The organism is Nostoc sp. (assembly GCF_036919555.1).
GTDB lineage: Bacteria > Cyanobacteriota > Cyanobacteriia > Cyanobacteriales > Nostocaceae > Nostoc.
The window spans coordinates 92,924-118,209 of the sequence record NZ_JBALCS010000091.1 but is presented as its reverse complement, the minus strand read 5'-3'; the positions used below and the strand labels follow the sequence as shown (position 1 = coordinate 118,209).

Below are 25,286 nucleotides of genomic sequence, written 5' to 3'. Positions count from 1 at the left end.
GGTTATAAATTGGGAAAGGGGAGCATCCCAAATGTGCAAGTTTAATAGCATCCAGTTGCAAGCTGCATAAGGACTGTCCTGAAAAAGGATCTCAGGCTGTTCATAGCCAAAGTCAATTGCAACATAGGCAGCTTTTACGGCTTCCGCCGCCTTATCTTGATCAATCCGCTCAGTTGAAAGCGCAATTTTCCGCCACTTCTCTCAATAAACTGGAATCAAAGCCTCTTGCTCAGGCGTTAAATTTTCAATCAGCGACATAACGCCAACCTTCAGGCTCGTATTCCCTCTGAATTTTCACCATCCAATCACCTTGGGGAATAGAAATAGCTTTATGCTGCTCATGAGCTAGCAATGCCGACTCTGAAAACACACGTAAATAAAGTGTGCTATCTTTTTCGTATAATTCTGCGTTACCCTCAGTAATGCGATGTTTATGCCCCGTAACTTCGCCCTCTGCCAAAGTTAAGTGAGGTATTTTTTGTCCTTCAATTTGCTGCACAGGCAGTAAAATTACATCACCTTGACGAATCGGTTGCATGGTTTTGGTTTCCTGACATAGGTACAAACCCCACTTCGCTTTTGCTCTCAAGTTTGGTTTAATTTTGGCACAAGCTTTATGAAAGTTGGGAATTGGGCAGAATGAAAAATTTTACCTCTTTCCCTTCTGCTGCCTAATTGACAAAAGATATCGTCGTATTACACTTGCGGAGTATTTTGAAAACTTTACTCGCCAATTATGCGTTAGATAAGTTAAAGATTAAAATAGCTGGAAATTCACACCCAGCGTTTCCCTACCCTATCCTTTAGGAAGGACTGCACCCTAAGTTAAGCGGATTTTCGCCCTAACGGGCAGTTTGTGTGAGGATTAAATCACCGGCCTAAGCGTGACCTTTTATCTTGACAATTTGCAAAAATTAACTCAATTTGACTGTTTAGCTTAGTAGCTATTCTTTTTTTGAAATTTCCATGTCAACTCTCGTCATCGTCGAATCTCCAACCAAAGCTCGTACCATTCGCAACTACTTGCCATCAGGCTATCGGGTGGAGGCGTCTATGGGTCATGTACGTGACCTACCTCAGTCGGCTAGTGAAATTCCTGCTGCCGTCAAAGGGGAAACATGGGCGCAGCTAGGGGTGAATGTGGACGCCGACTTTGAACCGGTATATGTTGTCCCGAAAGACAAAAAGAAAATTGTCACTCAGCTCAAAGAAGCCCTCAAAGACGTAGATGAACTGATTCTGGCAACGGACGAAGACCGGGAAGGTGAAAGCATTAGTTGGCATTTATACCAATTGCTGAAGCCAAAAGTTCCGACTAAGCGGATGGTGTTTCACGAAATTACCGAAGACGCGATCAAAAAAGCGTTGAAAAACTGCCGCAATATTGATGAGCAGCTGGTTCGCGCCCAAGAAACGCGGCGGATTTTAGATCGATTGGTGGGCTATACCCTGTCTCCCCTGCTATGGAAAAAAATCGCCTGGGGATTATCTGCTGGGCGAGTGCAATCTGTAGCTGTGCGACTTTTAGTCACTAGGGAACGCCAACGCCGCGCTTTCCATGAAGGTACGTACTGGGATTTGAAAGCCAGTTTATCAAAGGAAAAAACCCCCTTTGGTGCCCAATTGGTAACTTTGGCAGGAGCCAAAATCGCTAACGGCAGCGATTTTGACGCGGCGACTGGACAAATTACCGCAGGTCGCAATGTCTTGTTACTCAACGAAGACCAAGCGATAGCCCTCAAGGAACGCCTGACTGGAAAAACTTGGAGTGTTAGCGACATCGAGGAACGCCCGGTGACGCGCAAACCCTCGCCACCGTTCACCACCTCGACGCTGCAACAAGAATCTAACCGAAAACTGCGCCTCTCAGCCCGTGACACGATGCGGGTTGCCCAGAATTTGTACGAGCAGGGGTATATTACCTATATGCGGACAGATTCGGTGCATTTGTCAGATCAAGCGATCGCAGCTGCTCGTAGTTGTGTAGAAAAGCTCTACGGTAAACAATACCTCAGTCCTCAACCTCGGCAATACACTACCAAATCCAAAGGCGCACAAGAGGCGCACGAAGCAATTCGTCCAGCAGGTAGCAGCTTCCGTACCCCTCAAGAAACTGCTTTGGGCGGTCGAGAACTTGCCGTTTACGATTTGATTTGGAAGCGTACTGTCGCTTGTCAAATGGCTGATTCTCGCCAAACTCAAATTAGCGTGCAATTGCAAGTCGAGGACGCTGGATTTCGTTCTTCTGGCAAGCGGATTGAATTTCCCGGATACTTACGTGCCTACGTTGAAGGCTCAGACGACCCGGAAGCAGCACTGGAAGACCAGGAAGTAATTTTGCCGAATCTGAAAGTGAGTGATCATCCGAATTGTACAGAACTGGAAGCAGTTGGTCACGAAACCCAACCGCCAGCTAGGTACACCGAAGCTACTTTGGTGAAAACCTTAGAAAGCGAAGGTATCGGTCGTCCCAGTACCTACGCCAGTATCATTGGCACCATCATCGACAAGGGTTATGCCCAATTGGTAACTAACGCTCTCATTCCCACCTTCACCGCTTTCGCCGTCACCGACTTGCTGGAAAAACATTTTCCAGATATCGTTGATCCCAGTTTTACCTCGAAGATGGAGCAAACCCTTGATGACATTGCCACAGGTGAAGTGAAATGGCTACCCTACTTGCAGCAATTCTATCTCGGAGAAAAAGGGCTGGAAACCCTGGTCAGAGAACAGGAAAGTCAAATTGATGCCACCAAAGCTAGGACTGTAGTACTGGAGAATCTAGATGCCAAAGTCCGCATTGGGAAATATGGCCCCTATATTGAAGTGGAAAATGGGGAGGGGGTGATCACCGCCTCAATTCCCAAAGACCTGACACCAGCAGACCTCGACCCCAAGCAGGTAGAAGTATTGCTGCGACAAAAAATCACAGGCCCTGACCAAGTAGGTCGGCATCCCGAAACTGGCGAACCGATTTATGTGAAAATTGGCGCTTATGGGCCCTATGTCCAATTGGGTGACAAAACCGACGAAAACCCCAAGCCAAAACAAGCCTCCCTACTCAAAGGTGTCACCCCGGAAACCGTTACCCTGGAAATGGCTGTTGGTCTGTTGGCATTACCCCGGACATTGGGAGTTCATCCAGTCACTGGTGGCAAAATCCAAGCAAGTTTGGGGCGCTTTGGCCCTTATGTTGTTCATGACCAGGGTAAGGAGGGGAAAGACTACCGCTCCCTGAAAGTTGCTGATAATGTATTGACAATTAGCCTAGAGCGTGCAGTGGAATTGTTGTCCGAGCCAAAAAAGGGACGCAGTTCCACCAACAGCAAGTCCAAGGCAGCCTTACGCGAATTAGGCCCACATCCAGAGGACGAGGAAACAATCAACATCTATGATGGTCCTTATGGACCTTACATTAAGCATGGCAAAACTAATGTGAGTATCCCAGAAGGTGAATCGGTAGAAGATATAACGCTGGCTGCGGCGCTGAACTTGTTGGCAGCTAAGGCATCGACAGCGAAATCGACTCGCAAAACGAGTAAATCAACGAGTTCCAAATCGAAGTCAACTGCTAAGTCATCAACGACTGCTGCGAAAAAAAAGGCCACGGAAGGTTAATTGCAAGTCAAACAATTTTAGATTTTAGATTTTAGATTTATTTCGCCTACCTTTCTCTACGAGACGCTCTGCGTAGCTTGCCTCCCTGTAGGGGTACGGCAAGCTCAGGGCATCGCAAAGGGCGGGGCATGAACCCCAAAATTCTTTTAATCCAAAATCTAAAATTAGTAGTCAAGAGTCAAAAGTCTGACCCTTTACTCTTGACCCTTGATCTCCATCCTTGATAGGATGAAGTTCGGTAGGTTGCAAGTGTGATACTCTAAAAAGTAAGGGAGAACACAACGCCAAATTTTAGAAGTGACTTATATCCCAAATAAGGGATTGTATTTCAGTCAGGTTGGAAGCCAGAGGTGCGGAAATATACCATTTTCTGCGTACCTGTTAATCAAAAATTGAGGTAGTATCTCAGGAGCGGTCAGTTCATGGACTATATAGAAAAGGTGCTGGAAAAGCTTAAGGAGTTAGCACGTAGACTAATTGAGAGCTTGTTAGGGCCAGAGGTTGAGCCAGAACCGGAACTGATTCCGATTCCTGTAAACGATCGCTCGCGCCGTCGCCACTAGCCCCAAAGTGCTGAACTCGACGTTGCAACCCTTAAGCATTCTGGCACTGCATGGGCCAAACTTAAATTTGCTAGGACAGCGAGAACCAGGAATTTATGGTTCGTTGACACTAGCTGAAATTAATCGCCTGTTAGAAGAAGAAGGATTCAAGCTACAGGCGAAAGTTTTTTCTATGCAGTCAAACCATGAAGGAATTTTGGTGGATACTATTCATGGCGCATTAGGACAATATCAGGGAATTTTGATTAATGCCGGGGCATATACCCACACAAGTGTGGCATTGCGAGACGCGATCGCTGCCGTTAACTTGGCCACAGTAGAAGTACATCTGAGTAATATTTACCGCCGGGAAGATTTTCGCCATCATTCGTATATCGCCCCAGTCGCGATCGGGCAGATAAGTGGTTTTGGTGTCCAAAGTTACCTATTGGGCTTACAAGCACTAGTGAATCATTTAAGAAGCAGTTAGGAATTAGGAGTTAGGAATTGGTAGTAAAGTTAGGAATTAACAATCTTTAATTAACTCCTCACTCCTCACTTTTAACTACATACTTTATGCGTTACTCTCCTATAAGTCGGTTTAGAGGTACTTTGCTGGGAGCATTTCTGGGGGAAAATTTAGCCTCTGGTGGTGAAATACTATTTCAGAGTTACCTAGATTTGGGCAGAATGGCGGTTCTGGGTACCCAGAGTTTGATTGCGTTGGGTAGATTAGATTTAGATGATTGGATCGGGCGTCAGCAACAAGAATCTCTTCATTTAGTAACAACTGATGATATATCAATAAAAATAATTATTGCCACACTACCAGTAGCACTTTTTTTTCACGAAAATCCAATTAAGCTCCGACAAAACTTGCTGCATGTGCTAAAAATCTGGGAGGATGACCCAGTAGTACGGGATGGAACACTAGCAGTGGGATATGCGATATCTCTTGCCCTCACTGAAAAACTCGACCCCTCAACCCTCATCCCGCAAATAATTTCTTTTATCGGAGAAACACCGACATCAATACCAAAAAATTTATTAAGAGTCCAGAATTTATTAGAGCAAGGGGCTGGATTGTCAAGGGCGCAAGCTGAGTTTGCTAGGGAAGAAAAACTCAGTAACATTATTCCTATGGCATTCTACTGCTTTTTAAGTACCTTGGAAGACTTTCGCCTTGCAGTTTTGCGGGCTACTGACAATGGCAATTTTAAAGTGCAAGATGCTACGCCTCTAAGCTCACAGGCTACAGGTGCAATTACTGGTGCTTTATCAGGAGCATATAACGGTAGAGGTGGAATTCCCATAAATTGGCAAGTCTTACTCTTGCAGAAGAATTCTCCAGTATGGGGACTAACTAGCTTTTCCCAAATGTTAAAATTGGCTGATGCATTTGTGGCGGTATGGTCAGGAGTGTATGATCTTACCTTAAATCCAAGCGAGTTAACAGAGGAGGGATCTGAGGTGGCTTTGCTTTCAGTTTATGCAGCTCCTCGCGTTATTCGGTCGCGTTAACAATAATTACGAATTACGAATTACGAATTACGAATTATGAATTAGCCCCGCCACCCTAGTTGCAACAGCCGCAGAGCAAACTTCCCTGATGATTGTCTTTTTTTGAGCTATCAAAGTCGGCAATTGCAGGCAAAGATAATGAAAATGCAGCAATTTTTGCAGTTCTTCACCCAGCAATTGACTAACTGGCGGCGACAATACAAAGCACTACGCCGTAAGGGAAAGTTAATGAGAAGTCCCAAAAGTATAAGCCATAGAAGGGAACTTCTAAGGACTATGCTGAAGAATGTACTTCTGTTTTTATCAAAAACCAATGATAAAAGCGTAGGCGTAGCCCGCCGTACACATCGCCGAAAACAAGAAAGAGCGCTCCAGTCAAAAGCAAAATTGGTCAAAACTAAGAATAGTATTTATGTAGTCTGTTTAGACTGGATGCATGAACAACGTTCTTCGGTAATTTTGGCGATCGCTATAGTGTCCCTCACTGGTGTTATTGGGCATAAATTATACAACCAGACTCAACTCCAAGTAGGAAATCTCGCACTCCAGACAATTAGAGCGCCTTACACAGCTAGCATCGAAGATCAGAAAAGAACACAAGCCGAGCGCAAAGCCGTCAGTAATAGCTCCTTACAAATGTTGATGGTTGATGCGCGCATGAACGAACAAATTAACAAAAATTTGCAAGAACTTCTGGATGATGGCAACAAAATTCGCTCTATTGCTGGAGCTTTTCCTTTTTTTGATCCTGTAGTTTTGTCCATCTCTACTCAACGTTACCTCCGCTCTTGTCCTGACTCGGAATGGCAAGCATTGCTATTGGCTATAGAAAATAGTAAAAATCAGCAGAAGAAAGGAACAAGACGAACCACCGCGTCATCCCGTCCATCATCTATAGCTGCACCTAATCAGGAACGCAAAGAGCGCACAACACCAACGCCACAGAAGACACAGCCAGTTGATTTTTCTCAAAACACCGGCTTTACTCAAGCAGTAGCAGAACTAGAATCTTACCGCGTTACAACTTCTGAAAAAAACTTGTCCTTACTGATTGCCAAAATTTTTCAAACACGCCAAAGATACACCCAAGCTACTGGCAAACTTTTACAGTTAGAGACTGTTAACCCAGAAGCAGTATACGAGGAATCTGTCCTCTTGAATTTGTTGGATGTGGATTGGGAAAAAACACAAATGGGAATCCATCAGAGTACAGAGCGGATTCTCACCCAAGGTATCCCACAAGGACTGCCAAAAAATATCTTACAAGATGCGGTGAGTTTACAATTACAGACCTTTGTACCAGAAGACGCTGAAACTTTGGCAAGCAAACTGTTGTTAGCTGTACTGAAGCCGAATCTGCAAAAAGATGAAGAACAAACGAGACAAAATGCTCAAAAGGATGCTGCTGGGGTGCCAACCGTGATGGTGAAGGTAGGGTATGGTGAGGTGATTGTCAAAAAAGGAGAGCAGATTACTGCATGGAACTTTGAGGTGCTGGAGTATTATCACCTGATTCGCCGAGAGGTAAAATGGCTGGAGTTGGTGAAGTTAAGCGGCATTATTGCGATCGCCATTGGCATTTTTGTCTGGGTAGAACGGCATATCGATTACGAATTGCGAGAACGCGATCGCCTATTGGTATTATTGCTGACTTTGAGTGTGCCCGGAGTGATCACGATCGGATTGCCTTATACAACCTGGAGTGCCCTTAGTTTATTGTTGGGAAGCTTCTACGGCCCGACTTTGGGGTTGACAGTTGTCGGACTGCTGTTGCCGATATTAGGCATTAGCTTGGATATGAGCAAGGCTGCCCTTTTAGCTGGTGTCGGGGGAGGAATATTAGGTAGTTACATCGCACAACGATTGCGATCGCGTGAAGAATTGGCATTATTAGGTATTGCGATCGCCTTAACTCAGGGCGGCATTTACCTGGTTGTTAAAATCTTAATTGGTCAAGCATTTGGTTCAACCTGGTATATCGTTTTCCGAGAAGCCGCGTTATTTGCTTTATCAGGTTTAGGCTGGAGTGTTGTAGCTTTGGGCTTGAGTCCTTATCTAGAAAAAGTTTTTGATTTAGTCACTCCAATCCGCCTAGCAGAACTGGCGAACCCTAACCGCCCTTTATTAAAACGACTCGCTACTGAAACTCCTGGAACTTTTCAACATACGTTACTTGTGGCTACCCTTGCCGAAACTGCTGCCAAAGAACTAGGATGCAATGTTGAACTAGTCAGGGCTGGTACATTATATCACGATATTGGCAAAATGCACGACCCCCTTGGCTTTATTGAAAATCAAATGGGGGGGCCGAATAAACATGATACTGAGATTAAAGACCCTTGGAAGAGTGCAGAAATTATTAAAAAGCACGTAACTGAAGGGTTGGTGATGGCGCGTAAACACCTTTTGCCCACGGCGATTCAAGATTTTATTCCAGAGCATCAGGGAACGATGCTGATTGCCTATTTCCATCACAAAGCCCAGCAAATGGCTCAGGAAGATCCAAGTTTAACGGTAGACGACGCAGATTTTCGCTACGATGGTCCAATTCCCCAATCACGGGAAACAGGAATTGTGATGTTAGCAGATTCTTGCGAAGCGGCGCTGCGATCGCTGCAAGCATCGACTTCAGCAAAGCATTTGGGAGAAAAGCGATCGCTCAAAGATGTCTCGACTGAACAAGCTTTAACAATGCTGAATAATATTCTGCGTGCCAAATGGCAAGACAATCAACTCGTAGATTCAGGACTAACACGAGAAGAAATGTCACAAATTGCCCAGATATTTGTGGATGTTTGGCAGCAATTTCATCACAAACGGATTGCTTATCCGAAATTGAAGGCTAGTAGCACTCTCTGACAGAATAGAAATAACAGAGCTTGTAGCGCGATGATGCAAACATCCACATAATTTGCGAGAAAAAGCTTAAAGCAGTTATGGAATAAAATAAAGAGGTGTTGAGTGAGTGCCCTGAATGCCGACTGATGCCCAATTGAGAGGTCTATATCGTCTTAGCTACTGGCTAACGTATATTACGCTTCAGCCCATACATCTTGTATGCATAGATGATCGAACTAGCAATCTTTATGTTTTGGCTGGAAGCACTGAGAATCTTGAGTTCCAAATTACGCCGGATGGAGAGGTGTTCTAATGAGTCAAGTCAATTATGCAGCTATGTCTGATGGGGAATTGAGGCAATATTTTCTCCTACATCGTGAGGACAAAATAGCTCTTCGAGCATATCTCGATAGACTTGGCGATCGCCCACGCAATATTATAACAACTGTAGATGATCCCGACTTTGATGCCAAAATCCAAGCAGCAATTCGAAAGCAGATGCAAGCAGCAGGCAATAATGGTGAGACGGCGGTCTAACAATCTTGGTGCAGCAAACAGTGGAGAAAAAAACACAACTAAGCAAAAGTGTTGCGAGGTGTGGCTTAATCTCCCCCAATTACCACATCTACGACGGGCTATTCGGCGTCGTATATCTGTTGATAATCTTGGTGAACTACTCAGACTTGCCTGCGGCTGAAGTTGATCGCTCCCAATTCATCGGGAATAGCCATCAATTACTCCGTAGTTTTTTTGGTCTGACATTCCCTCCTCTTGTCAGGAGTCCTGGTTCCCAAGACCCAAATCTTTCTCTTGCTACATATACCTATTAGCTTGGTTTTCGCTTGTGGCATTGATGGTCAAGACATTACCTATCTTACCAGAAAATCCTGGGGATTCGTCATACATCCAGAAGAGAGTTTTTACTCTTCGTTTAAAATCAATTCCAGATGCAATCCTAAAAGCTTGGCTCACAATCCCCACTTGTGCGTGTACATTGAGGGCGAGGACTTCCGCGTTACGTTAAGAGGTTTTTTTGAGGTGCGATCGCGTATCTCCTAATTTAGCGATCGCTTTCATCTTCTCATCCACTGTTACCTCGACTTACCCCAAAAAATCAAGATTATTTCTCTGTCGTAGGGTCAGTATCGTGAGTGGGTAAAGAATTTTTAGATTTTTTCCTTTCTATAAATAAAATAATTTTTTCTCTATAGGTAAAAACATATTCAATTATGGCATACGTAAATTCAATAATATCTTCAGCATCTTCCAAAGAAAAAGTAACATCTAAATCATGAGCAGCATGGTTACCAGAAAGCCTTAAAGCATCCGCCCAATAAAAAATATTTTGGTCTATTATTCCCTCTTTTTTCATTAAGATTAGTTTGTCTTTAAGATTTCCCTTTTCAATTTTATGTTCTTTACATACACCTTCGATAGCTTTTCTACATATAATCACACCTGCTGTAAATGTTTTGTTTTCAAAACAACAAAGAGCTTCATCAAATGCTTTTTTTATAGAAATAGATACCTCTGAATTAATAGTCTTATCAGATACGGGATACAAAGTTATAAATTTTAATTTTTAATTTTCTAAATTCATGCTCATAGTCATTGTTGTAAATTAAACAATTAAGAAAAGGTTTCAAACATAAAGGACATTTTAAAAATGTATATTCTTCATATGTAGCAGTGTCAAATTTAATAGCTGTACTCCTAGATAAGCCAAAGCTGTTTCCAGCCATTCATTAACTTAACAAGAAAAAACAAGTCGATTTTTCTCGACTAATTTGGCGACCTCCCAACAAGAAACAATACTTACTCCTAAACCCTGAGATTGATATGCTTCTATATATTCCCGATATTTTTTAGTTAATCGCTCGTTATCGTCAACCCACCAAACCCAGATATGTGTATCAAGTATAATCATTGCAAAACTTCCCAATCTGACAAAGCGACGGGTTCTGTTGGGTCATCATAACGGAGTAGTTTCCCGCGCATTGGATAAAGATTGGTTTCTAACTGGCTAGGTGGTGCTTCTTGAGGCTGTGGAGTTTTAGCTTCGAGAATAATTTTGGTGATATTGCTCAAATTCATATTCTCTACCCTGAAACAGAAAAAATCACCAAGACGTTTATTTTGATGTATGCCAAAGTAGTCAATCCTTTAATGAAATTTATGTTTAAAAATTCAGTTTTACAAGTAGCATCGACTGTTATTGAACAGGATACAGGTGTAGTTGAAAGTTTGTATCCTCGGCAAAAATCAAAAATTAGATTGCCAAATGAAGAGATCATGTTCTACGCAGAAAAACTGTACCGTGATTGGTAATTTGGATTTATAAAGCCTAACTGCGCTTTACAATTAAGTAGATACTGTAGCTAATTACTGCTGGAGGTACTCAAATATGCGGCAGCTAAAATCCGCCGAGTCAATGCCTGGTAGCTATGGCTTGCCCATCTTGGGGGAGACTTTAGAAATATTCCGGGATTTAGAACTGTATATATGGCAACGATTCCAGCAACATGGTTCAGTTTTTAAGACGAGCGTCATGGGACGTAAACGTGCTTATTTAATTGGCCCTGATGCTAATCGGCTGGTGCTGGTGGAACAAGCGGAAAATATGTCGTCGCGGATAGGGTGGTATTTCCTAGAATCAACATTTGGCAACAATATTTTATTACAAGATGGGGAAGAACATCGGCTAACTCGCCGCTTAATGTATCCAGCATTTCACGGAAAAGCGATCGCGACATACTTCGACACGATTCAAAATATTGTGCAAGACTTCCTCAAAGATTGGGGAGAGCGGCGAACGATTCCCTTAAATTCTAGTTTCCGCCAGCTTACCTTGATGGTTGCAACTCGCCTCTTTTTGGGAAGTCAAAACAAGAGCGAAGTTGAGCAAACCAGCCAGTGGTTTACACAACTGATAGATAGCAGTCTGGCAATATTCAAATGGAATGTCCCTTTTACTTTATATGGTCGTGGTCAAAATGCTAGGGGTAAGTTAGTGGCTTTCTTGAATCAAGCGATCGCCCAACGTACCCAGCAGGGTAACTTAAAGGAATCAAAAGATGTTTTGGGATTGCTGCTAGCAGCTGTTGATGAAGACGGCAATAAGTTGAGCGAAAAACAAGTAATCAACGAGGCATTACTACTGCTGTTTGCTGGACATGAGACGACAGCCTCCTTGCTGACTTGGGTAATATTTGAATTAGGTAATCACCCAGAGTGGCGAGAGCGACTGCGTGAAGAACAATTAGCAGTTGTGGGAAATAATCCCCTTAGCCTGTCCCATCTCAAACAACTTCCACAGTTAACCAACGTGCTAAAAGAAGCAGAAAGGCTCTATCCCCCAGTGTATGCCTATAATCGTGGCGTCCTCAAGGATATTGAGTATGCAGGCTATCGCATCCCAGCCGGTTGGTTTGTGACTATTTCGCCGATGTTGACTCACCGCTTACCAGAACTGTACACAGATCCCGATCGCTTCGACCCCGATCGCTTTGCACCACCTCGTGAAGAAGATAAGAAACATCCCTTAGCACTAGTAGGTTTTGGTTATGGTTCGCACAGTTGTTTAGGCATGGAATTTGCCCAGATGGAAATGAAAATTGTGCTTTCCACACTGCTTCGCCATTATGACTGGACAGTAAAACCGGATTATTCTGCGATCGCTCCAGTTCGTCAGCCTTCTAAAGTTAAAGATACTCTACAAGCATATATTGAGCCTTTGGTGACAAAGCATCCCTTGCAGAGTCAAACATAAATCTTTGATGAAACAAATCGATTTTCCACATCTAGCATGAAGTCATAAGTATTTAGAAAATCAGAACTAAAGGAGCCGAGCTACTAAAATTGCTATAATTTGTTGTTTCCAAGAACAAGCTTTGCAGAATAGCAATTTCAGCTATTGTTGTTTTTCCTAAACCTGTAGGGGTACAGAGCGCAAATGATTCTGCTGTTGCTAGTCGTTCAATTCCACAAATTTGAGAACGCCATGCTAAAGCTTTCGGTTTTGATAACTTTGGCGTAAATAACGCCCCAAGAAAGTTTTACCACTTTGGGTAATCATCTGATAAAGTGCTTCTAGATGATGTCGTAGAGAAGTTTCTATAAATACAGAAGCAACTTCAGCACATAACTTACCTAAAAGCCAAGAATAAGTGTCATGTCCATGAAGAAGCACCTTAGCAATAATAGCCATCGCTTGGAGCGTTGTCTGAAAAATCTCCAAATGGAGTCAGAGAATTTCCTGCTAACTTACGAAGGCGATATCGAGCATCTTCATGGACTTTTTGAACGATTAATATTAATTCATCGATAATTACATCTCGTTGGCTTTTATCTTCTGTTAGTAGACGATGTGTGTATCGCTTATCTTCAGATTCACTAACTGAGTTAGATAACCACTTTGATATTCCGTTAAACCTAGTGATTTTTTGCCTTTCTTTCATTTAATATACTCTCTAATATTAATCAGATTTACAATATAAGCCTTTAACTAAGATAATTCTAAACTATATGTAAGATTTAATACTAAAAGAGTAATAGCATAGGAAAATGATGTCATAAGCATTGAACGATAGCTATAATGCTTTCTCTGTTTTACTTTTGGGCGAGGGTAGGTTCTGAAACTTAGACCTAATTCCCCAAGTGAATAGAACAATAATATAGTGTGATTAAATACATCATTCGGTTAGTATAAGCTGAGAGAAAAAACATCACCTCTCATCTGCTGTTATCAGACAGATAACAGTGAAACAAATTTTTATATGACTGAAAATAGCTCTCTACTAAGCATGGTAATTATTAGATGGTCAACCTACTATGTTAACCAAGTGCTACCCTACAGTTAGCAAGATTGAGAGGCAACTATGACTGCCCTGATTCTGAACCTTAGCCCCACCATTGAACTAACAGATGAGCAGTTCTTCCAACTGTGTCAAAATAATCGAGATTTGAGACTTGAGCGCACGGCAGAGGGAGAATTAGTTATCATGCCACCAACTGGATGGGAAAGCGGAAATCGCAATAGTAGACTGACACAGCGCTTAGGTAATTGGGCTGATGCTGATGGCACAGGTTTGGCTTTTGACTCCTCAACTGGCTTCAAGCTTCCTAATGGTGGAAATCGGTCTCCTGATGCATCCTGGGTGAGCCGGGAGCGATTAGAAGCCCTGAATCCAGACCCCGCAACATTCCAACCACTCGCTCCCGATTTTGCGGTAGAATTACGCTCTGCTTCAGACAGCTTAAAGACTGTACAACAAAAAATGCAGGAGTACATTGACAACGGTGTGCGTCTGTGCTGGCTGATTGACCCCCAGAACCAACAGGTGGAAATTTACCGCCCAGGACAGGATGTCGAGGTTTTGCGCTCGCCAACTAGCTTATCAGGAGAGGATGTATTGCCTGGGTTTGTGCTGGATTTAGCACAGATTTTGAGTTAGGCGATCGCTCAATTTCAGAATCTAAGCAACTTAAAACTATAATTTGATAAAAATTTACAGGAAAAACAAAAAATTAATATTTACTTAATATTAAAAACACTGTCTGCAATAACCCGATGACAAGACCCAAAACACCGCCTAAAGTCACAATCGCCTGCAATTCATTTTTGACAATTCCCTCAATAGCAGCTTCTAACTCAGCCGGTGAAGTTGATTTTACACGGTCAACTATCATTTCATCGATCGACAAGATCGGAATCACCTGCGCCACAATTACTTCTAAATCTTTTTCCAAATATTTATCTAAAATTAGAGCCAACTCTTGACTCATCACTTCTAAAGAAGTACTGACAACAGGTGAAGTACTAAGACGATTCAGCAGCACTCCAGCAATATTTTCCCAATCAACAGAATCAGTTAATCCTTGTAAAAAATCGCTGCTACTGTTTTGCAGGTAATGGCGGACACTTTCGCGGGTGGTCTTTCGTAGTTGGCGCACCGTACCCATTGGCAAGTTTTGTAATGATAAATTTTGCAGTAATTTCCTAATGCGATCGCGCATTTTCAAATCTTGAGTCAATTCCTGCAAGCGACTATTGGTAGCCTCCTTTTCATCCAAGCAAAAAGTTCGTAACCGCGTCAGAGTATTACGTAAGCCAAATAAATTCGCTACTACCCAATAAGTACCACTGGTTTTTTCGCGGAAGCCTTCATCAATAATTTGAATTGTGCGATCAGTCAAAAAATCGACTATCGCTTGGCGTAGTACATCCGGCGGTAGAACTACTTGCAACAACCAATCAGCAAGCCGCGTGGCTTGTTCTTCACTCAGTTGAAATTCCAGCAATATCTGGTCAAAAATTTGATTGATTTGCGCTTCCAAAAAGTCTTCACGTCGTGCTAAAACCTTGAGTAATCGTGGCAAGGATTCCCCTAGTAAATCCCGTAAAATTCCCGCCACAATTTTGGCACTTTTTTGGTTTTTATCCGTTTTGATTTGTTCAATTGCCAGCCGTAACAACCAGAGAATTGCTGCTTGCACGCGTTCTGTTTGCAACAACCGCCGCGCCAGATTTTGCAATTCTTCTGGCGTCAGCAGTGACTTCATGATTGTATCAGAAATGTTCTTAGCTAGACGTTCCTGGTTGCGGGGAATCAATCCAGGGGTGAAGGGTACTCTTCGCCCAGCAATGTAAATTGCTCGGTAAGGACGGAACAACATTTTTATCGCTATATCATTTGTGAAATAGCCAATAATTCCACCCAGTACCGGGGGAGACACATAAAGCCAAAGGTGAGACCAGTCCACAGGGAAGAATTAAAAAAGTTAGGAGTTTAGAGCTGAGAGTGAGGAGTGAGGAGACGCGATTAATCGCGTCTGTACAGGAGTTAGGAGTTAGGAATGATAAATTTTAAATGAGAATTTATCACTACTCATAATTCATAACTTTTAACTAATAACTCCTAACTTACTGACCACTAGCACTCCCATCATACCGTTCGCAATGGGGTAGTGTGTGGCAACAGCAAAACCAACTTGATGAGCTAACTCTATTTGCTCTTTCCCGATGGGAAAACGGTCTAAGCTGGGACTGATGTAAGCATATTCTTCTTTTAAGCCTAAATAATTGGCGACTGGCACCACAAAACCGTCCAGATACCACTGCTGAAAGGTACGTAGCTGAAAATTACTCGGTCGATGAAAGTCTAAAATTGCGGCTTTAGCACCCGGCTTCAAAACACGGTATAACTCTTGGAGACTGCGGGGAATATCTTTAACATTTCTTAAACCATAGCCCATTGTTGCGGCATCAAATTGGTTATCGTCAAAGGGTAAATTTAGCACGTCGGCTTCTACCCAGGCGATCGCCGGTTGGGGGTACTGTCTTTGGCAGCGTTCTTTAGCAGTTTTTAGCAGGTTTTGGGAAAAATCTACTCCATACACCTGTCCTGTTGCTCCTACACGCCGCGCCAAACGTAAGCCTAAATCACCACTACCGCAACACAAATCTAATGCAGTATCACCCGATTTAGCTGCGCTCCATTTCACTGCCATTTCCTTCCATATTCGATGCTGTCCCAAACTCAACCAGTCGTTCAACTGGTCATAAACTGGAGCAATACGGTTAAAAATGGACTGAATTTCGTTAGTCATTTGTCAATAAGTCATTAGTCATTCATTGGTCATTAGTCATTCGTCATTTGCCAAGGATAAAGGACAAATGGCAAATGACTAATGACAACTACACAATGGTTTGATGGGAGCGACTACTAGTAAGAGCGATCGCTACCAGTTGCGCTAATAAATTAATTAGCACTAATTCATCTTCTCGCAAAGTGCAGGGTTGTTTCCACTGTAACGACAATACGCCCAAAAGTTCATTGCGGTAGCTAATTGGGATAACTAAATGTGCTTCCACACCCGTATTTTGGTAGTGAATAGCATCAACTAGTTTAGTGTCTTTAAGTACATTTAAGGAAACTTGCATTTGCCCGGTGGCGATCGCTTCCCTTGTTAGTGGGTCAAGAGATAGCCAATTCTCTATTCTACCTGTATCGCTGTAAGTTCCTTGAGTCGCAATCAGAGTGTTTCCATCTGTAAGTTGTAGGATACAGCCTTCTGCTCCAAAAGTCTGACTCACAGCCCTAACAATTGGAGCCAGAGTTTCCTCTAAGCTAGAAGCTGCTTGAGTTACCTGTACCAAAACACTCAGCAGCGCCATTTGAGCATGAGAACGGCGTAATTCTTCTGTGCGTTGCTTGAGCAAGTCGTAGGTTTCTGCTGCTCTTTGCACCACTGCCTTCAGTTCCCCTGGGTCCCAAGGCTTGGTGATATATTTGTAGACCTGCCCCGCATTAATCGCCTCTACCAAGTCTTCAATATCAGTAAATCCGGTGAGAATTATTCTTACCGTATCGGGGAACTGAGGTACAGTCTTGCTGAGAAATTCAGTTCCTTTCATTTCTGGCATCCGTTGATCGGAGATAATCACCGCTACCTCCCCTTCTGCTGCCAAAACTTCTAGGGCGTTCACCCCACTATCAGCTTTCAGAACATTAAAGTCGCGTCGAAAGGTGCGATAAAGCAGATCGAGATTATCTGGCTCATCGTCAACTACCAGGATTTTCAGCTTTTTTGGTCGTTCAAGAGTCATCACTTGATGTTGGAGTTTATCAATTTCGAGACTGGGATTATCCATAAGATATTTCCTTTAAATATTCACTCTATTGTTATATTCCATACCAAGTTTAGTTGAGAATAGCTAAAACTTATTAAGTGTTTTAACTTACTTAATTTGCATTTTTAAATACAGTAGTTATGAATGCTACAGAGGATATTTGCCTGTCCAAATATCTGAATTAGAAAAAATGCCCTAGAAAGATTAACTAAATCAGCCTAACGATGGCAGTTTTGATCGTGGATCAGGTACGTTAACAAACCGACTTTGGATGCAACGCGCAGTAAGAGCGCACATCTGTGCTAACCTACGATCTCAAAATTAAAGTCGAGATAAGTCTTCACAGATGAACTCAAGGCAGTAGGTCTGGGTAGTTAATAGAATAGATTAGAATAAGACTTGCTCATGAGGTGTTAATCAACCTCTCAAGTTCAAGCCTACACTCCGATTATGACTGATCTACCACCCAACGCTCAGAATCCCGAAGAAAATGCTACCAACGATGTAGCACAAGAATTACTGCGAAAGCTGAGGCAAAAACAAGGCAACTGGGTGGAATGGGGAATGGCGATCGCCTCGTTGCTAAAAACCGGTTACAATCCCCAAGAAATTTTTGAGGCGACTGGATTTGAGCCAATTCAACAAAATCAGGTGGTTGTTGGTTCTCAAGTTTACAATTCTTTGGAAAAATTTGGCGCTTCGCCAGCAACGCGATCGCACTATGCCATACGCGGCAGTGATATTTTATATGAACTGCGTTTGCTCACCCAAGAAGAACGCGCCAGCGCCGCCGAACTGATTTTCGTCCAGAAAGTCGATGCCGATGAGGCGCGGGAAGTGGCCAAAGCAATTAAAGAGTTCTCCTATTTCCGCATTTTACCAGAAGGGTTTTCTGCCCATCCTGGGGATGCAGTTGCTCACCAAGTTTGGAAACGGGCACGCCAAAATACAGATTTGCAACAGCGATCGCGTCTGATCGCCAAAGGTTTGCGCTTTGCTCACACGCCAGAAGCAAGGACAAAAATCGAACAGCTATTGACTGATTTTACTACCGTTCCCCAGCGTCCGGCTCCAATTTTACCTTTTTACCGCCTGGAATCTGAAGAACAATTACCCCGAATCATTCCCGTAGTCGGTGAGTTGCCATTGTCACGGCAAGACTTACAAGCTGTGCCCATAGTGACAGAAATTGAACCATTTCGCATGGTCAAGTTTTCTGGAGAGCAAGCTTGGATACCGTTACCGGGTTGGCAAGTGCTGTTGGCAGCAGAAGATCCAGTGGTAATTATAGCGAATAGCGATCGCTTCCCCATCCAAAACCAAAGTCGAATAGAACCCGTAGTAGTAGTCATAGATCGTGCCCAACGAGAATGGGATATCTCCAACTACTTTGTTGTTGAAAATGGTGGTGAATTAGATTTTCAGTGGTTTGAAACTGAGCCGGAAATTCCTCTACTAGGACAAATTATTATGATTGTGCGTCCGAAGAAAATCCTGGATGAAGAATTAACTAAGGATTCATGGCAGATTGACGAATAAATTTTAATAGAACGCACTAGATCAAGAATCTCAACAGATGTAAGTAGAACTGCGTTAATAATTAAAGGTTTGTAGTCAGGGCTTCAGCCCTACTTTGATGGCTAAAACTCTGACTACGAGCCAACTTCTATTTTTTAAGATTACTTAATATAGTTTGATTTATTCTCGCCTACTTAACTTATCAGGAGAGCAAAATGCTTAAGAAATTAAGCATTTTTTTTGTGATTTTAGCTTTTGCGGTATCTTCATATTTTATAACCAGAATTATTGAGCCAAAAACAAGTTCCTGTTTTTTCGATTTAGTTTCCTAACGAAATATAATTCTGCAAAGCAGTACTAGCCTGTAATTTTCCCTTGTTCTAGGAGTTCCTTAAAAGGGGCAATACTTAAATCGGCTTTGTACCTATAATCATTACTGACAAATTCAGGAGAGATAAAATGGCAATTATTTTCGGCAAGGATAGCGTCCAGTCTTCTGTCACCTACACACTGGGTGCCAATGTGAAGAACTTGAAGCTGCTCGGAACTAACCCTATTAACGGGACGGGTAACAATCTTAACAACTTCGTCTTTGGTAATAGTGCTAACAACACTCTGAATGGGAGAGCAGGCAATGACACACTAGACGGTAATTTTGGTAATGATATCCTCAATGGTCAGGACGGCAATGATAGTCTACAGGGCGGGCCTGGCAATGACATACTCAATGGGGGACTTGGAAACGATATCCTCATCGGTGTTTATCCTGGTAGTCTGCTTCCACCTGGATTAGGGGAGATTGATACTTTGACTGGCGGGGCTGGGGCAGATACATTTGTCCTGGGGGACGCTGTAAATGTTTTCTACGACGATAACAACAGTACGAGTTCTGGTTTTGGGGACTTTGCTCTTATTACTGACTTCCAGTCTAGCCAAGATCGAATTCAACTCAAAGGAACTCCACAGGACTACCGCTTGCAAGCTGTTGGAGGCAACACACGAATATTCTCAGAGCAATCGGGAGCGGTAGATGAGCTCATCGGTATTGTGCAGGGGAAAAACAATCTCCAACTTCGTAGTGATGACTTCCTTTTCTATGAGCGGGAAGATGCTGGACAAAGTACAAACAACACACTGGGTAACGCTGAAGGGTTAGGTTCCTTATCATCAGGCTCAAAAGTTAATATTTCAGGCGAGTTAGCAACCCCTCAAGCGGCGGGCAATCCCGATGTTGACTTTTTTACATTTTATTTACCAACTTCAGGAACCGTCACTATCAACACAGTGGCATCGGGAAAGGCAAATATCGGACTGTTTAAGGATTATGGGACTTTAATCACCAGTCAAGATTCCTCATCAATCACCGGTTTACTGGGTGCAGGTACGTACTCCATTTCAGTGAGTAAAGATTCTTTCTTGCCTCAAAATAATGGAACTTTCTTTGGTACCAACTCTGAACCTGATTTGTCCTATACGCTAGGAGTTAGTTTTAAATAAGAACGTATTACAGCTATTTTCAGGTAAATAGACCACGCAGTAAGGGCACAGCAATGCTGTGCCCCTACGGCAGATGTGGTTCAAATACTTGAATTCTGCTGTAACTTAAACATCAGAAGGCAGATTCAAGGACACTTTTCCTGCTGATTAGGAGGACACCTTGCCGTGTCCCCCTCAGAACAGATTAGCCAAGCGTTATTTGTTCTATTCAAGGGTTTCTCTTGGGGTTGCCTCTGTTATTTCAAAGGAATCAATCTGTAAAACTGGATGCTATTTACCACTTCACATTTTTACAGACTCTATCAGCAATCTAGTAATTTGGGATTAATAATCACCGAAGATTATTCATATCTGCGGATTGGGAATTACATTCAATATCTATTTAAAATATAAAAGTTTGATATGTCCGACTCTAATTTTACTGCTGCTGTGCCTCAAGAATCACTCCACTCAGAATTGTCTGTACGATCGCCTATTCTTCCTTTACGGGAGAAGATTCTCGCAATCCGCAATAGTCTACGCCCTGGACAGCAACAAATGGCTGACTGGCAATCTGGCCCCCTGGCTATTTCTGCCGTTCCTGGTGCAGGCAAATCTACTGGTATGGCAGCGGCGGCGGCGATCGCGATCGCCCGTCAATATGAACGTTCATCCCCCCGCCGTCACTTGGTAGTTGTGACTTTTACTCGCTCGGCTGCTGCCAATATTAAAGCGAAGATTCGCAAATTTTTACGAGATGATTTATCTCTACCTCAGATGGGCTTTTTTGTCTATACGCTACATGGTCTGGCGTTGAACATTGCCAGCCGCCATTCTGATTTCTCAGGTTTGCAGTTAGAAAATGTCACATTAATTACACCAACCCAAAGTCACCGCTTGATCAGAACAGCCGTAGAGCAATGGATTGCAAATAATTCAGGAATATATTTGCGGTTATTAGAAGGTCATCAATTTGATGGAGAAGAGACAGAGAGGTTGCGTCGCCAATCGGTGCTGCGAACAGAAGTATTGCCGGAATTGGCTAATACGGTAATTCATGAAGCAAAAAGTTCTGGGATATCCCCAGAAAAGTTGCGGGAGTGGAGTAAACAAACCACAGACGAATATGCAATTTTGAGCGTAGCGGCGGGATTGTATGAGCAATATCAAAACTTAATGCGATCGCGTGATTTCATCGATTATGACGATATGATTTTAGCAGCACTGCGCGTTTTAGAAAATGACAGTGCCCGTCGCATCGAGCAAAACCAAGTTTTCGCCGTCTTTGAAGACGAAGCCCAAGATTCTAGCCCTCTTCAGACGCATCTGTTAGAAATTTTGGCAAGTGATGGGGACAAGACAGATAACTCCTCAGAAACGCGATTAATCGCGTCTCTACTCCCCACTCCCCACTCAGCACTCAATCTAGTGCGAGTTGGCGACCCCAACCAAGCGATTAACTCCACATTTACCCCAGCTGATCCGATTTATTTTCGGCAATTTTGCGAAGAGTGCGATCGCATTAAACAATTGGCAACGATGGATCAAGCTGGTCGCAGTACTAGAATTATCATTGAAGCGGCTAACTTTGCCCTCAAATGGATCAATAATCAGTGGTTAGCAGCAGCCAACAACAAACAACGGACTCCTATCAACCGAGAAGTACCATTTCGCTTGCAGACAATTCGCCCTGTTGAAGTTGGTGATCCACAAACTAACGCCAACCCCGCACCAGTCGGACAAGGATTGGAACTTTATACACCGCGTGACATTTATCACACCGTTGAATTGTTATCTCAAAGGGTGATTGAATTATTTGGCGAAGACCCAACAAAAAATAGTGCTGCGATTTTAGTCCGAGAAAATCGCCAAGGACGATGGTTAGCAGAGGCTCTGACACCTGTGTGCAAAGAGCATAATATTACACTTTACGATGTGGGAGAACGCGATCGCCGTTCCCATGTCCCCCAAGAAATTTTAGCATTACTGCAATTTTGCGATCGCCCCCACTCTCCCGATTACCTCAAAGCCGCATTAGAAGCATTAGTACAGCGCCAATTAATTCCTACCCAAGACCTCAACGCCCTTACTAGTCTCCCAGAAGAATTTTTGTATCCTGGACCCCTAGCGGCACCCCAGCCAGAAACAGTCCAAAAAGCCGCTCGCTTATGTCGCAGCTTACTCCGCGCTCGTTTAGAATTGCCCCTGTACCAGCTAATTTCCTTTCTCGCCTTGACCTTAAATTATGACCAGGCAGAATTGGCAACTGCTGACAAACTCGCAGAACGGGTAAACCAGCAGATAGCTGGCAATAGTTCGATGGGGGAAATGCTGTCAGCTTTAAGTGAAATCGTCAGTTCCGAACGGTTTGAACCAGTGGAAACCGAGGATTCGGAAGAACGTTACACTCGTCGCGGTCAACTGACCATTATTACCATGCACAAAGCCAAAGGGCTGGATTGGGACTATGTGTTTCTTCCCTTTCTCCACGAAAACTTAATTCCTGGCAGATTTTGGGTTCCTCCCCAAAGCCAGTTCTTAGGGGATTTTACCTTATCAGAAGTAGCTCGCGCCCAAATTCGTGCTGCTCTCCACGGAGAATCTACCATACCAGATGTCACACAAGCATGGGAACAAGCAAAGCACTTGAAAATATCTGAGGAGTACCGTTTACTCTACGTTGCGATGACACGAGCAAAGCGTCTGGTGTGGATGTCAGCAGCACAGAAAGCCCCCTTTACTTGGAGTAAGCCGGACAATTTACAAGAACAAGCGCCTTGTCCCGTGTTTCCAGCATTAAAGCGTCAGTTTCCTGAATGTGTAGTGAATTTAGCCGTAATGACTAAACAAGCGTGAGCAAAACTCTAAAGAAATTGGATGGAATCCACAGTTACTAGTACAGCAGGCGCGTAAATCCAGCTATCATCTCAATTAATAAGACTTGGGGCTTAACAAGGGGCAAAATTCCCTTGTTAAAGGTAGGCAAACTTCGGACCCAGTGTACTAGCGATCAGATTGTCCCAGAATATTTGTCCGAAATAAGCTATCTAAAGTGAAATTTGTCGTTTGACAATTGATGTTATAGATTGGTGCTCAGGTTTTAATCAGAAATTTATTTACCAATGGAAACCCAACAGTTCAGTTCAACGACACAAGAAAATAGACCCACCAAGACGAAAAAACAGTCTTTTCCTGGGATGAATATTGGTACTTTTAAAGTACCATTCCGTAAATGCAAGAAAACAGCACAACAGCATGAGTTACTCAGTGACTGGGAACACGCAAGTTAATTTAGTGACATGCTCCTATTCTCGCGTTTAAATTCGCAAGTCTCAAACATGCATTAAATTTTGGATTTTGAATCTTCTTTTCCATTATCCAAAATTTAAATATCGTAAACTCGGTCAATACTTTTGGCTGAGTCAAGGAATTTTTAAATCAGCGATGCAACGATATTAATAGTCATAGCTAAAATGGTGGTATTGAAAAAGAAGGATAATATGCTATGTAACAGAGTCAAGCGCCTCATATCGCGTGATGTCGTCTCCACATCTGAAACTTGACTAGTCATGCCAACTACAAAAGAATAATATAAAAATTCCCAATAGTCTGGACAGTCGTTATGAGGAAAATCTAAACCTCTGGTGATTTCTTCACTATTATTACGATTAATGTATTTGTAATAGCTGTGTGCATATTGCACTGCAAACATCGTATGCACTAGTAACCAGGAACCGACAATGGTCATAATTGAAAGTATGACATGTAGGTTAAGCAGAAGTTTGGACACCCCTTTTTTATCAGTTAATAAAAACACAATGGCTAAAACACTAGCACAAGCCGCAGCTATCATCAGCATGAATATAGCAAAATGTCCTTCATATTCATTCTCAGCATAACGGCGAATTTTTTCTGGGGTAGCCTTGATCATCTTCCACCACGTTACGGCTAAGAAAAAGTCGACACCGGAGTTCCAAGCGCAGAGAATGCGAGTGGGTAAGTGCAGCCAAGGCGGAAGGATTACTGAAACTAATACAGCGAGTCCGACAGCAAAGATTAGTCGGGGTCGAGGGTCAAAGTTTTTAAATAAATTAAGTCTCACAAATATCTTGCACCAAGTCATAGAGATTAGAAATTGTACTCCAGTTGCGCTACCCTTTGGAGAACCCGAACCTTAATTTTTACGTTTTTTCCCCAAAATTTGTGGTTTACTGATTTTTGTCTTGAGCAAAATTTGATAGCATAATCTCCGTTATAATACAAGTCTTTTTGGGTAAGTTAAATAGGAAAATATCACTTGTTTAGAGGGGACATAATGAATGAAGCTGCTCATCAGTGGCGTTTAGCGATCGCCAAAATTATTCAACCATATCGCCCTAACATAATGCAACGACGGCATTTCATGAAGCTTTCTGGCGAATGGTGGCTTAAATAGCGTTGGCTCTGCCCACACTTCTCTACGAGACGCTGCGCGAACGACAAGGCTCAGTGACCGCCGCAGGTATCGCGCTCCAATTTAACCCTCTAAGAAATTGAAACCTATAGGAGAATACTTACTTTAACTTGGCTCTAATCGTCTCTATTAGTTGACGATTTACACCCAAATCGCTCTCAATACGGTTCGGATATAGATCCCCCCGCCTACGGCGACCCCCTTAAAAAGGGGGTAAATAAGGAAAATAGCAAGCCAATTTATCGGGGGGTTGGGGGGATCTTCGAGTGATAAACAAGCTAACCGAACCGTATTGAAATCGCTTTGATCCAAGCCAGAGAAACGCTACCACTGGAGAACTTAACTGCTACCAAAAGTAGTGAAGCGTAAAGACAAAAATAAATCATCCCCTGGTCAAATGAAATTACTTTGGGATGATTGGGAAGTTGCTGATTCGGAAGTCATCAAGGTAGCCCTTAAGTTTGTAATGGCTAACTGCTACGACCCCAAAATAGCTATGCAGTTATTCACGTAATTACGAATTAACCTCGGGTTCGACGCCGTGCCAGGGACTCGATGCCGTGCCAGGAATCGAAACCGATGTCGCCTAATGTGCGTCAATTCAAAGAGGCGAATCGAACGCCACAAGGTGTGGTGTGGAAAAAGGCTTTTGACATGAGGAACGGTCTGTGGTAAATTCAGACGGATG

25 protein-coding genes and 1 pseudogene are annotated in these 25,286 nt (G+C 43.0%); 16 read left to right on the top strand and 10 right to left on the bottom strand.

Annotated elements, in window-relative coordinates:
* Positions 1-244: 244 nt before the first annotated feature.
* Positions 245-538, bottom strand: a complete 294-nt coding sequence (locus V7K36_RS25480; RefSeq protein WP_335120468.1) for a hypothetical protein — start codon at positions 536-538, stop codon at positions 245-247.
* Between the two features lie 428 nt (positions 539-966).
* Here V7K36_RS25480 and topA point away from each other — a divergent pair, with 428 nt between their 5' ends.
* The 8 genes from topA (at position 967) to V7K36_RS25445 (ending at position 9,349) form a co-directional block, all read left to right on the top strand.
* Positions 967-3,618, top strand: a complete 2,652-nt coding sequence (topA, locus tag V7K36_RS25475; protein ID WP_335120466.1) for a type I DNA topoisomerase — start codon at positions 967-969, stop codon at positions 3,616-3,618.
* A gap of 422 nt (positions 3,619-4,040) precedes the next feature.
* Positions 4,041-4,181, top strand: a complete 141-nt coding sequence (locus tag V7K36_RS25470) for a hypothetical protein (protein WP_300411872.1) — start codon at positions 4,041-4,043, stop codon at positions 4,179-4,181.
* Between the two features lie 22 nt (positions 4,182-4,203).
* Complete coding sequence (gene aroQ, locus V7K36_RS25465) at positions 4,204-4,650, top strand: type II 3-dehydroquinate dehydratase (protein ID WP_335120486.1); 447 nt, start codon at positions 4,204-4,206, stop codon at positions 4,648-4,650.
* A gap of 86 nt (positions 4,651-4,736) precedes the next feature.
* The gene (locus V7K36_RS25460) at positions 4,737-5,681 is read left to right on the top strand and encodes an ADP-ribosylglycohydrolase family protein (RefSeq protein ID WP_335120464.1); all 945 of its coding nucleotides are present in this window, start codon (positions 4,737-4,739) and stop codon (positions 5,679-5,681) included.
* A gap of 138 nt (positions 5,682-5,819) precedes the next feature.
* Positions 5,820-8,540, top strand: a complete 2,721-nt coding sequence (locus V7K36_RS25455) for an HD family phosphohydrolase (RefSeq protein ID WP_335120462.1) — start codon at positions 5,820-5,822, stop codon at positions 8,538-8,540.
* 115 nt (positions 8,541-8,655) lie between these two features.
* A complete protein-coding gene (locus V7K36_RS34305; RefSeq protein ID WP_442946547.1) occupies positions 8,656-8,832 on the top strand; it encodes a DUF6888 family protein in 177 nt (58 codons plus the stop codon).
* A complete protein-coding gene (locus V7K36_RS25450; RefSeq protein ID WP_335120460.1) occupies positions 8,832-9,056 on the top strand; it encodes a DUF6887 family protein in 225 nt (74 codons plus the stop codon). The genes V7K36_RS34305 and V7K36_RS25450 overlap by 1 nt, the downstream gene beginning before the upstream one ends.
* Before the next feature lie 5 nt (positions 9,057-9,061).
* Positions 9,062-9,349 carry a hypothetical protein gene (locus V7K36_RS25445; RefSeq protein ID WP_335120458.1) on the top strand — a complete coding sequence of 96 codons (288 nt, stop codon included), beginning with the start codon at positions 9,062-9,064 and terminating at the stop codon, positions 9,347-9,349.
* Between the two features lie 290 nt (positions 9,350-9,639).
* Here V7K36_RS25445 and V7K36_RS25440 read toward each other — a convergent pair whose 3' ends face one another.
* From V7K36_RS25440 to V7K36_RS25430, 3 genes and pseudogenes are all read right to left on the bottom strand, one after another.
* Positions 9,640-10,083: a DUF4145 domain-containing protein gene (locus tag V7K36_RS25440; protein WP_335120456.1), complete on the bottom strand. Its 444-nt coding sequence runs from the start codon at positions 10,081-10,083 to the stop codon at positions 9,640-9,642.
* A gap of 123 nt (positions 10,084-10,206) precedes the next feature.
* Positions 10,207-10,446, bottom strand: a pseudogene (locus tag V7K36_RS25435) (type II toxin-antitoxin system VapC family toxin); the annotation flags it as partial.
* Positions 10,443-10,613, bottom strand: a complete 171-nt coding sequence (locus V7K36_RS25430; protein WP_335120492.1) for a hypothetical protein — start codon at positions 10,611-10,613, stop codon at positions 10,443-10,445. The gene V7K36_RS25430 and the pseudogene V7K36_RS25435, both read right to left, overlap by 4 nt.
* An 81-nt stretch (positions 10,614-10,694) precedes the next feature.
* Between V7K36_RS25430 and V7K36_RS25425 the strand changes: the two genes are divergently transcribed.
* Positions 10,695-10,847, top strand: a complete 153-nt coding sequence (locus V7K36_RS25425) for a hypothetical protein (RefSeq protein WP_335120454.1) — start codon at positions 10,695-10,697, stop codon at positions 10,845-10,847.
* Positions 10,848-10,923: 76 nt separating this feature from the next.
* Entirely contained in the window at positions 10,924-12,288 is a 1,365-nt protein-coding gene (locus V7K36_RS25420) for a cytochrome P450 (RefSeq protein WP_335120452.1), read from the top strand.
* Between the two features lie 234 nt (positions 12,289-12,522).
* Here V7K36_RS25420 and V7K36_RS25415 read toward each other — a convergent pair whose 3' ends face one another.
* Positions 12,523-12,726, bottom strand: a complete 204-nt coding sequence (locus tag V7K36_RS25415; RefSeq protein WP_335120450.1) for a hypothetical protein — start codon at positions 12,724-12,726, stop codon at positions 12,523-12,525.
* Entirely contained in the window at positions 12,710-12,976 is a 267-nt protein-coding gene (locus tag V7K36_RS25410) for a hypothetical protein (protein ID WP_335120447.1), read from the bottom strand. Before V7K36_RS25410 ends, V7K36_RS25415 begins: the two co-directional genes overlap by 17 nt.
* Before the next feature lie 420 nt (positions 12,977-13,396).
* Between V7K36_RS25410 and V7K36_RS25405 the strand changes: the two genes are divergently transcribed.
* Positions 13,397-13,972 carry a Uma2 family endonuclease gene (locus V7K36_RS25405; protein WP_335120445.1) on the top strand — a complete coding sequence of 192 codons (576 nt, stop codon included), beginning with the start codon at positions 13,397-13,399 and terminating at the stop codon, positions 13,970-13,972.
* 73 nt (positions 13,973-14,045) lie between these two features.
* Here V7K36_RS25405 and V7K36_RS25400 read toward each other — a convergent pair whose 3' ends face one another.
* The 3 genes from V7K36_RS25400 to V7K36_RS25390 all read right to left on the bottom strand — a co-directional run bounded on the left by V7K36_RS25400 (position 14,046) and on the right by V7K36_RS25390 (position 17,172).
* Positions 14,046-15,281, bottom strand: a complete 1,236-nt coding sequence (locus V7K36_RS25400; RefSeq protein ID WP_335120443.1) for a DUF445 domain-containing protein — start codon at positions 15,279-15,281, stop codon at positions 14,046-14,048.
* Between the two features lie 141 nt (positions 15,282-15,422).
* Positions 15,423-16,127 carry a bifunctional demethylmenaquinone methyltransferase/2-methoxy-6-polyprenyl-1,4-benzoquinol methylase UbiE gene (gene ubiE, locus V7K36_RS25395; protein ID WP_335120440.1) on the bottom strand — a complete coding sequence of 235 codons (705 nt, stop codon included), beginning with the start codon at positions 16,125-16,127 and terminating at the stop codon, positions 15,423-15,425.
* A gap of 88 nt (positions 16,128-16,215) precedes the next feature.
* Positions 16,216-17,172, bottom strand: coding sequence for a response regulator (locus tag V7K36_RS25390; RefSeq protein ID WP_335120438.1), 957 nt, complete (start codon positions 17,170-17,172; stop codon positions 16,216-16,218).
* Between the two features lie 429 nt (positions 17,173-17,601).
* Here V7K36_RS25390 and V7K36_RS25385 point away from each other — a divergent pair, with 429 nt between their 5' ends.
* The 4 genes from V7K36_RS25385 to V7K36_RS25370 all read left to right on the top strand — a co-directional run bounded on the left by V7K36_RS25385 (position 17,602) and on the right by V7K36_RS25370 (position 23,435).
* On the top strand, positions 17,602-18,690 hold the full coding sequence (locus V7K36_RS25385; protein WP_335120436.1) for a RuBisCO accumulation factor 1: 1,089 nt from the start codon (positions 17,602-17,604) through the stop codon (positions 18,688-18,690).
* A gap of 438 nt (positions 18,691-19,128) precedes the next feature.
* Complete coding sequence (locus V7K36_RS25380; RefSeq protein ID WP_335120434.1) at positions 19,129-20,166, top strand: calcium-binding protein; 1,038 nt, start codon at positions 19,129-19,131, stop codon at positions 20,164-20,166.
* A 402-nt stretch (positions 20,167-20,568) separates the two neighbouring features.
* Positions 20,569-23,001 carry an ATP-dependent helicase gene (locus V7K36_RS25375; protein ID WP_335120432.1) on the top strand — a complete coding sequence of 811 codons (2,433 nt, stop codon included), beginning with the start codon at positions 20,569-20,571 and terminating at the stop codon, positions 22,999-23,001.
* A gap of 266 nt (positions 23,002-23,267) precedes the next feature.
* The gene (locus V7K36_RS25370) at positions 23,268-23,435 is read left to right on the top strand and encodes a hypothetical protein (protein WP_335120430.1); all 168 of its coding nucleotides are present in this window, start codon (positions 23,268-23,270) and stop codon (positions 23,433-23,435) included.
* A 143-nt stretch (positions 23,436-23,578) separates the two neighbouring features.
* Here the strand turns inward: V7K36_RS25370 and V7K36_RS25365 are convergent, their stop codons facing one another.
* Positions 23,579-24,247 carry a DUF1345 domain-containing protein gene (locus V7K36_RS25365; RefSeq protein WP_335120428.1) on the bottom strand — a complete coding sequence of 223 codons (669 nt, stop codon included), beginning with the start codon at positions 24,245-24,247 and terminating at the stop codon, positions 23,579-23,581.
* 709 nt (positions 24,248-24,956) lie between these two features.
* On the opposite strand from V7K36_RS25365, the gene V7K36_RS25360 reads away from it, so the two are divergent.
* Positions 24,957-25,112, top strand: coding sequence for a hypothetical protein (locus V7K36_RS25360; RefSeq protein WP_335120426.1), 156 nt, complete (start codon positions 24,957-24,959; stop codon positions 25,110-25,112).
* Positions 25,113-25,286 lie beyond the last annotated feature (174 nt).